This is a genomic window from Streptomyces sp. WAC05292, assembly GCF_003949955.1.
In the GTDB taxonomy this organism is placed as follows: Bacteria; Actinomycetota; Actinomycetes; order Streptomycetales; family Streptomycetaceae; genus Streptomyces; species Streptomyces globosus.
In genome coordinates this window covers 1-7803 of record NZ_RPSE01000307.1, presented here as the reverse complement: position 1 = coordinate 7803, position 7803 = coordinate 1, and the positions used below count along the sequence as shown (strand labels likewise).

11 protein-coding genes and 1 pseudogene are annotated in these 7803 nt (G+C 74.8%); 9 read left to right on the top strand and 3 right to left on the bottom strand.

Annotation, left to right across the window (positions count from 1 at the left end; translation table 11 throughout):
• Positions 1-364: 364 nt before the first annotated feature.
• The 6 genes from EF903_RS24850 to EF903_RS34340 all read left to right on the top strand — a co-directional run bounded on the left by EF903_RS24850 (position 365) and on the right by EF903_RS34340 (position 5094).
• Positions 365-2020 carry a molybdopterin-dependent oxidoreductase gene (locus EF903_RS24850; RefSeq protein ID WP_260615875.1) on the top strand — a complete coding sequence of 552 codons (1656 nt, stop codon included), beginning with the start codon at positions 365-367 and terminating at the stop codon, positions 2018-2020.
• Positions 2021-2034: 14 nt separating this feature from the next.
• Entirely contained in the window at positions 2035-2685 is a 651-nt protein-coding gene (locus tag EF903_RS24845; RefSeq protein WP_125546733.1) for a fasciclin domain-containing protein, read from the top strand.
• Between the two features lie 125 nt (positions 2686-2810).
• Complete coding sequence (locus EF903_RS24840; protein WP_125546731.1) at positions 2811-3494, top strand: adenosylcobinamide amidohydrolase; 684 nt, start codon at positions 2811-2813, stop codon at positions 3492-3494.
• Positions 3495-3630: 136 nt separating this feature from the next.
• On the top strand, positions 3631-4167 hold the full coding sequence (locus tag EF903_RS24835; RefSeq protein ID WP_125546729.1) for a DUF4383 domain-containing protein: 537 nt from the start codon (positions 3631-3633) through the stop codon (positions 4165-4167).
• On the top strand, positions 4164-4883 hold the full coding sequence (locus EF903_RS24830) for an SDR family oxidoreductase (protein WP_125546727.1): 720 nt from the start codon (positions 4164-4166) through the stop codon (positions 4881-4883). The genes EF903_RS24835 and EF903_RS24830 overlap by 4 nt, the downstream gene beginning before the upstream one ends.
• A 34-nt stretch (positions 4884-4917) precedes the next feature.
• The gene (locus tag EF903_RS34340; RefSeq protein ID WP_185902802.1) at positions 4918-5094 is read left to right on the top strand and encodes a DUF6480 family protein; all 177 of its coding nucleotides are present in this window, start codon (positions 4918-4920) and stop codon (positions 5092-5094) included.
• Between the two features lie 46 nt (positions 5095-5140).
• Here EF903_RS34340 and EF903_RS24825 read toward each other — a convergent pair.
• The 3 genes and pseudogenes from EF903_RS24825 to rpmB form a co-directional block, all read right to left on the bottom strand.
• Positions 5141-5440 (bottom strand): annotated as a pseudogene (locus EF903_RS24825) (UBP-type zinc finger domain-containing protein); the annotation flags it as partial.
• Between the two features lie 126 nt (positions 5441-5566).
• Positions 5567-5872 carry a 30S ribosomal protein S14 gene (gene rpsN / locus EF903_RS24820; protein ID WP_125546725.1) on the bottom strand — a complete coding sequence of 102 codons (306 nt, stop codon included), beginning with the start codon at positions 5870-5872 and terminating at the stop codon, positions 5567-5569.
• Complete coding sequence (gene rpmB, locus EF903_RS24815) at positions 5872-6108, bottom strand: 50S ribosomal protein L28 (RefSeq protein WP_125546723.1); 237 nt, start codon at positions 6106-6108, stop codon at positions 5872-5874. Before rpmB ends, rpsN begins: the two co-directional genes overlap by 1 nt.
• A 57-nt stretch (positions 6109-6165) precedes the next feature.
• On the opposite strand from rpmB, the gene rpmG reads away from it, so the two are divergent.
• The 3 genes from rpmG to EF903_RS24800 all read left to right on the top strand — a co-directional run bounded on the left by rpmG (position 6166) and on the right by EF903_RS24800 (position 7792).
• The gene (gene rpmG / locus EF903_RS24810; RefSeq protein WP_125546721.1) at positions 6166-6330 is read left to right on the top strand and encodes a 50S ribosomal protein L33; all 165 of its coding nucleotides are present in this window, start codon (positions 6166-6168) and stop codon (positions 6328-6330) included.
• A 62-nt stretch (positions 6331-6392) separates the two neighbouring features.
• The gene (locus EF903_RS24805) at positions 6393-6641 is read left to right on the top strand and encodes a type B 50S ribosomal protein L31 (protein WP_125546719.1); all 249 of its coding nucleotides are present in this window, start codon (positions 6393-6395) and stop codon (positions 6639-6641) included.
• 8 nt (positions 6642-6649) lie between these two features.
• Entirely contained in the window at positions 6650-7792 is a 1143-nt protein-coding gene (locus EF903_RS24800; protein WP_125546737.1) for a GTP-binding protein, read from the top strand.
• Positions 7793-7803: the final 11 nt, after the last annotated feature.

Sequence of the window (7803 nt, the reverse complement as noted above, 5' to 3'; positions counted from 1 at the left end):
AGGCCGCCCGGGGGAGGGGTGTCCATCGCATGCCGGTCCTTGTCCTCGTCGTCGGCGCCGGGCCGCCCCTGCCGCGTGGCGGGGCGGAACCGGTGCCGGAACGTGTGCTGTGTCGCGTGCTCTTCGTAGCGGACGGCGCCGCGGATGGGAGGGCACGTCGCCGCCTTCGCCATGTCGGGAGGGCCCGGTCGGGTGAGGGCAGGGGAGGGGAGGGGGAAGAGGGCAGAGGGCAGAGGAGAGCCGCTTCGGCCGGCGAGGGTACCGGCTGCGGGGCCGGCGTCAAGTTCCGGGTGTCACCGGTACGAGATTTCACTCGTTCGGGTGTACGGGCAATCCGCCGGGCGCGTGCTGCCGAATCCGATACGTGAGCAGCTTCCGCAGCACCCTCGTCCGCGTCGCACCCGGCGCCCTGGCCGGAGTCCTGGCCGCGTTCGCGGCGCTCGCCGCGGCCGAGCTGGCCGCCGGCCTGGCCCGCCCGGCCGCCGGCCCGGTGACGGTCGTGGGCGGTGCGGTGGTGGACCTGACCCCGGCCGCGGTGAAGGACTTCGCGATCCGCGCCTTCGGCGAGGACGACAAGGAGGCCCTGCGGATCGGCATCCTCTCGCTGCTGGCGTTCAGCGCCGCCGTACTCGGCGTCCTGAGCCTGCGCCACCTGCGTGCCGGAGCGGCCGGTGTCCTGCTCTTCGGGACCGTCGGCGCCGCCGCCGCGCTGAGCCGCCCCGACTCCGCCGGCCCCGGCGACGCCCTGCCCTCGCTCGTCGGCGCGGCGGCCGGGGCGGCAGCCCTCGCCTTCCTGATCGCGCGGACCGCAAGCGCCCCGCGGGACGGCTCGGCCGGGAGCGGCCGGGGCGGCCGGAACAGGCGCGGCTTCCTCACCGCGGCGGCCGCCACCGCCGGCGCCGCGGCCTCCGCCGGAGCCCTGGGCCGCGTCCTCGCCGGCCGGCAGGGGCAGGGCGCCACCGCCTCCAGGAACGCCCTGGTCCTGCCGCGGCCGGCCTCCCCTGCCCCGGCCGTACCGGCCGGCGCGCAGCTGAGGGTGCCCGGCATCAGCCCGTTCGCCACGCCCACACGCGACTTCTACCGCGTCGACACCGCGCTCGTCGTGCCGAGGATCGACGCCGGGACCTGGCGCCTGCGGATCCACGGCGAGGGCGTCGCGCGGCCCCGCACCCTCACCCTCGGCGAACTCCTGGCCCGCCCCCTCGTCGAACGCGACATCACCCTGACCTGCGTCTCCAACGAGGTCGGCGGCCCGTACACCGGGACCGCCCGCTGGCTCGGCGTCCCCCTCGCAGACCTCCTCCGGGAGGCAGGCGTGCGGCCGCCGTCCCAGGGCGGCAGGTCCGACCAGCTCGTGGCGCGCTCCGCGGACGGCATGACCCTCGGATCGCCGGTCGAGGAGCTGATGGACGGGCGGGACGCCATGCTCGCCGTCGGCATGAACGGAGAACCGCTCCCCTTCGCCCACGGCTTTCCCGTCCGGATGCTCGTACCCGGCCTCTACGGCTACGTCTCCGCCTGCAAGTGGATCACGGACATGGAACTGACCTCCTTCGGCGCCTACGACCCCTACTGGGTCCGGCGCGGGTGGGCCCGGCGGGCACCGGTCAAGACCCAGTCCCGCATCGACACGCCCAAGCCCTTCGCCCGGCCCGCCGCCGGGCCGGTCACCGTCGCGGGCGTCGCCTGGGCCCAGCGCAGGGGCATCACCCGGGTCGAGGTCCGCATCGACGACGGACCCTGGCGGGACGCCGACCTCGCGGCTCCGGCGGGCCCGGACACCTGGCGGCAGTGGACCTACCGCTGGGATGCCTCTCCCGGCGGACACACCCTCACCGTCCGCGCCACGGACGGCACCGGACGGGTGCAGACGGAAGAGCGCACCCGCACCGTCCCCGACGGGGCGAGCGGCATGCACAGCGTCTTCGTCACCGTCCCCCAGACCACCGGCCCGTCTGCTCGCCAGGCCGGCCGGAGCACCACCCCGACCACGGGACAACCGAACACCACCCCTTGCTGAAGGAGTAGACCCCCATGAACACCATCCGCATCCGCCGTACCGCGGTCGCCGTTGCCGCCGCCGCCGTCCTGCCCTTCTCCCTCGCCGCGTGCTCCGACTCCGGCAGCGAGACCAAGGCCGCCCCCAGTGCGGGGGCCGAGGGGGCCGCGCAGACCTCCGGGAGCACCCCGATGGACGACGCGGCGACCGGCGGCAAGCCGTTCGGCCCGGGCTGCGCGAGCGTCCCCAAGGAAGGCGCCGGCTCCTTCGAGGGCATGGCCCAGGACCCGGTCGCCACCGCCGCCTCCAACAATCCGGCCCTGTCCACCCTGGTCACCGCGGTGAAGCAGGCCGGTCTCGTCGACACCCTGAACAACGCGAAGGACATCACCGTCTTCGCGCCCACCAACGAAGCCTTCGCCAAGATCCCGAAGGCCGACCTCGACAAGGTCCTCGCCGACAAGGCGGCCCTGACGAACATCCTCACCTACCACGTCGTCGGGCAGAGGCTGACGCCGCAGCAGCTGGAGAACGGCTCCTTCGAGACCCTCCAGAAGGGCACGATCACGACCAAGGGATCGGGCGAGTCCTACAAGGTCAACGACACGGCCGCGGTGGTCTGCGGCAACGTCAAGACGGCGAACGCCAACGTCTACGTCATCGACACCGTCCTGATGCCGAAGTAGCGGCCGCCGGGTCCTGCTCCCACCCCGTGGCGGGACAGGGCCCGGTCCCCCGGCCTCCCGTCCCCGCGGGCGGCGGCCGCGGCGTACGATCGGCCGGTCCCCGCCCCGCAAGGAGTTGCCGCCCGGTGTCCGCCGTCATCCCGCCTCCCCGCCCCGCAACCGGCCTGGTGCCCGTGCAGCCGCTCGACCGCCTGGAGGGCGGCGAGCGGCTGCACGGCCTGCTGTGGCGGGCCGGTGCGGGCTGGCGGATGATCAGCAGCGCCGTCCTCGGAGGGGGCATCGGCGAACGGGCCTGGGTCCTCAACGCCCAGGTGTCGCACGGCTACCGGCGCACCGATCCGGAACGCCACCTCGCGCAGCTCGCCCGGGACGCGGGCGCCCGCGGGCCGGGGGTCGGGCTGATGACGGCCGCCGACGTCCGCGCGTACGGCCACGCGCACGACGCGGGAGCGGAGGCGGTGGCCACCGCGGGTCTGGGCGTGCGGGGCTGGGCGGCCGCTCCCGGGCAGGGAGCCGTCGCGGCGCCGCCGCCGGGCACGGTCAACATCCTCGTGGCGCTTCCCGTGGCCCTGACCGATGCCGCGCTGGTCAACGCGGTGGCGACCGCCACCGAGGCGAAGGTGCAGGCGCTGCTCGACGCGGGCTTCGACTGCTCCGGCACCCCGACGGACGCCGTGTGCGTCGCCGCCCGCGCACCAGGGGGAGCCGAGGACGCCCAGGCCTTCGCCGGCCCCCGCTCCCTGTGGGGCGCACGCCTGGCGCGCGCCGTCCACCGAGCCGTGCTCGCCGCTGCCCTTCCGCCCGGCTGAGCGGTACCGCCCCCCTGGCCGCATGCCCGGGAGAACGGTCGAAACGGTGCAGAATCACTGCGACTTTCGGTGCGCGTTCCCGCGCCCCAGCCTGGAGTCCTCGGGGCCTGTATGCAGCCATCCACGGGAGGACCCCATGAGCCTGCGTGACGAACTTCCGGTCGACCACCCCCTGAACAGGGTTTACCGGATCGGCGCCGCCCTGTGCGGCCTGCTGCTCCTCCTCTTCGGCTGCCTCGGGTACGCCGACAGCCTCTCCGCCTTCGACACCGACGGGCAGCAGATCGCAGGCCTGTCGACGAACGGACTGCTGAGCACCGTATCGGTCGTGTTCGGACTCCTCTTGGTCGTCGCCGCCCTCATCGGCGGCAACGTGGCCTCGTCCGTCAACATCGCGGTCGGCGTGCTGTTCCTCGCCAGCGGGTTCCTGCACCTGTTCCTCATCGGGCGCCCCGGCAACATCCTCGACTTCGGCCTCTCCAACGTCTTCTTCAGCTTCCTCATGGGCCTGCTGATCATGACGTTCGGCATGTACGGCCGGGTCAGCGGCGGTCTGCCGCACGACAACCCGTACTGGCGACGCCGCCACCCCGACCGGGCCGCCCGCGAAACGGCGGACCGCCCGCGGCTCGGCCCGGCGGCCGGCCGGCCCGCCGAGCTGCCGAGGAGGTGAACACGGCCCGCGGCGGCGCCCGGGTTCTGGTGGTCGGCGCCACCGGCGAGATCGGCACCCTCGCCGTCCGCGCACTGGACCGCAGGCACTGCCGGACCGCCCTGGCCGGCCGCGACAGCCGCCGCCTGGCGGCCCTGGCCGCCGGAACCGGCGGCCCGGCCCGCGGCATCGACGCCTACGACCTGCACGGCTGCTCCGCTCTGGCTCCGTGGGCGGCCGAGGCCCTGGGCGGCCTGGACGGCGTCCTGGTGACCGTCGGCGTCGCCGCCTTCGGCCCCGCCGCCCGGGTGTCGGACGCCGCCGCCGAGCACCTGTTCGCCGTGAACGCCCTCTGCCCCATGGCGGTCCTGCGGGGCGCCGCACCCGTCGTCGGCGACGGCGGTTTCCTCGCCGCCGTGACCGGCGCCGTCGTCGACACCCCGCTGACCGGTACCGCCGACTACGCCGCCTCCAAGGCCGCGCTCGCCTGCTGGCTCGGCGTCCTCGCCCGCGAGCTGCGCAAGCGGCGGGTGGCCGTCGTCGACGCCAGGTTCCCCCATCTGGCGACGGGGTTCGCCGCCCGCGCCGTCGAGGGGAGCCCCCCACCGCTGCCGAGCCCCGCGGACCCGGCCGCCGCGGTGTCGGCCCTGCTCGACCGACTGCTCGCCGCGGCGGCACCCGCGCGGCCGGTCACCGCACCGCCCTGGCGTCCGGGGCCCGCACACCCGGCACTCTGACCCCCCACCCGTTCACCCGCTTCGAGGAGGGACCATGTCGAACCTCAGGATGCCGCCGGGGGAGACTCCTCCGGCCGAAGGATCCACCGCATCGGCACACCCGGAACGCGCGGACGGAGGCCCTTGGGAGCACCCCGGCTTCTTCCTCGCGCTGGTCGTCGTCGGCGCCGCCATGGTCGCGGCGTTCTTCGTCGCCCGCCTCTGGGGCTGACGCCGCCCCCGCCACGCGGCGGCGCCGGGACGAGGTACAGGCCGTCCGGATAGCACCACGCCCACCGGGCGCCGCTCGCGCAGGACTGCGCGACGGGGTGCGCGGACGCCTCGGCGTGGGCGTGCGCATGCTGCCCCGGGGAGCTGTCGCAGCAGCCGACGTGGCCGCACGTGAGGCAACGCAGCAGGCCCACCCGCGGCGTCCCGGCCCCGCAGTCCTCGCATCCCTTTCCCGCGTGGCGGACGGGGCGCAGGACCGCCTCCCCGAGGTGCGTGCAGACGGGCTGCTCCACCCGCCCCCCGTCGGGGGCCGGTGCCCAGAACGGTGTTTCCGGTTCACGTCCCATGGCGCCTCCTGTCCGATCGCCCCCCTTCCTTTTCCGTCCGGGCCCGACCCGCGGATGCGGTTCGGGGGCGGACGCGGTCCGCCGGGCACCGCGGGGGAGCGCACCCGGCGGCGCACGCCGAGGGTGCTACCGGGAGGACTTGGCCACCCCGGGGAGGAAGCCCGCGTGGGCCTGCTCCCGCATGCGGACCCGGGAAAGCCCGAACCTCCTCAGGTAGCCCCGGGGCCGGCCGTCGACGGCGTCCCGGTTGCGTACCCGGGCGGGGCCGGCGTCGCGCGGCTGCCGGCCCAGCTCCGCCAGGGCGGTGCGCCGCTCGGCCTCCGTCGAGGACGGCCGGCGGAGGATCTCCTTCAGCTCGGCGCGCCGGGCGGCGTACCGGGCGACGAGCCTCTTGCGCTTCTCGTTCTGCGCGATCTTGCTCTTCTTCGCCATCAGACCTTCACTCCCCGCGCCCGGATCCGGGCCACCGCCGCCTCGACGCCGATGGCGTCGACGGTCTTCACGGCCCGCGCGCTGAGGGTCAGGCGTACGTGGCGCCTCTCGCTCGGCAGCAAGTACCGCTTGCTCTGGATGTTCGGGTCGAAGCGGCGGGAGGTGCGCCGGTGCGAGTGGGAGACGGTGTTGCCGAAGCCCGGGCGGGCCCCGGTGAGCTGGCAGTGGGCGGACAAGGTGCTACCGGCCTCTCTCGTTATTGGAAACGATTTCCATTCCCGTATAGTAGCGGCATGGCTCGCAACGACACACGCCCGATCGTCAAGCTCCGCTCCACGGCCGGCACCGGCTACACCTACGTCACCCGCAAGAACCGCCGGAACGACCCCGACCGACTGGTCCTGCGCAAGTTCGACCCCGTGGTGCGTCGGCACGTCGACTTCCGCGAAGAGCGCTGACGCCGATCCCCGTCCCGGCCCGCCCGGCCGCCGGACCGCCACCCCGTACGAAAGGCACCGCCGTGAAGCCCGGAATCCACCCCGCCTACGGCCCCGTCGTCTTCCGCGACAAGGCCGCCGACTTCGCCTTCCTCACCCGCTCGACCGCCACCAGTGACAAGACGGTGGAGTGGGAGGACGGCCGCACCTACCCCGTCATCGACGTCGAGATCTCCTCGCAGAGCCACCCCTTCTACACCGGCACGGCCCGCGTCCTGGACACCGCCGGGCGAGTCGAGCGCTTCCAGCGCCGCTACGGGAGCCCGGCGTGACCCTGCCCCTGCCCCTGCCCGTCGTCCTCGTCGGCGGACTCCACTGCGACGCACGCAGGGAGGTCGTCGACCGGCTGATCCGCACCGTCCCCGACAGCGTCGCCCTCCACCACGACCTGGCCGCGGCGCCGGCCGGGACCGTCCTGCGCGTCGTCCGCGACGCCTCGGGCGAGCTCTCCCGAGGCGAGGCACCACTCGTCAACGACTGCGCCTGCTGCGCCCTGCGCGAGGACCTGGTTCCCGAACTCGAACGCCTCGCCGCCGGCGGCCTCACCCGCCTCGCGGTCGTCGAACTCTGGGACTCGGTCGAACCGAAGGCGATGGCGGAGGCCGTCGCCGCGCACGGCAGCGACGCCCTCCGGCTGACCGGCGTGGTCACCGCGGTCGATCCGGCGCTCGTGCTTCCCTACCTCGTCAACGGCGACGACCTCGCCGACGCCGGGCTCGCCGCGGCCGCCACCGACCGGCGCACCGTGGGGGACACCTGGGCGCGACAGCTCGAATACGCCCCTGTGCTGGCCCTCGTCGACAGCGGGGACGCCGACGACGCCGACCGCGCCCTGCTCGCCCAGCTCCACCCGACCGCCCGACGGGTGGACGCCGGATCCGGCGAGCTGGCCGCGCTCGCCCTGGCCGGCTTCGACGTGGAAGCGGCGGCCGCCGCCCAGCACCCGGCCTGCGCGCTGCTGCCCCAGGAGGCCGAAGAGGCCGGCGTCACCACCTTCGTCTGGCACGGCCACCGCCCCTTCCACCCTCAGCGCCTCTACGAGGCCCTGGAAGACCTCTGCTGCGCCGCCGCCCGCAGCCGCGGCCGCTTCTGGCTCGCCGACCGCCCCGACACCCTGCTCGCCTGGGACGCCGCGGGCGGCGCCCTGTGTGTGGAGAACGCCGGCCCGTGGCTGGCGTCCCTGCCTGACGCGGCGTGGGAACTGGTCCCGCCGATGCGCCGGGCGGCGGCCTCGCTCGACTGGCACCCCGAACACGGCGACCGCTGCCAGCACCTGGTCTTCACCTCCCCCGGTCTCGACCGCCACGGGCTGGAGCGACTCCTTGAGTCCTGCCTGCTCACCGACACCGAATACGCGGCGGGACCGGGATCGTGGCGCGAACTGCCCGCCGCCTTCGACGCCCTCCTCGACCCCGTCTCCTGACACCCCTGATC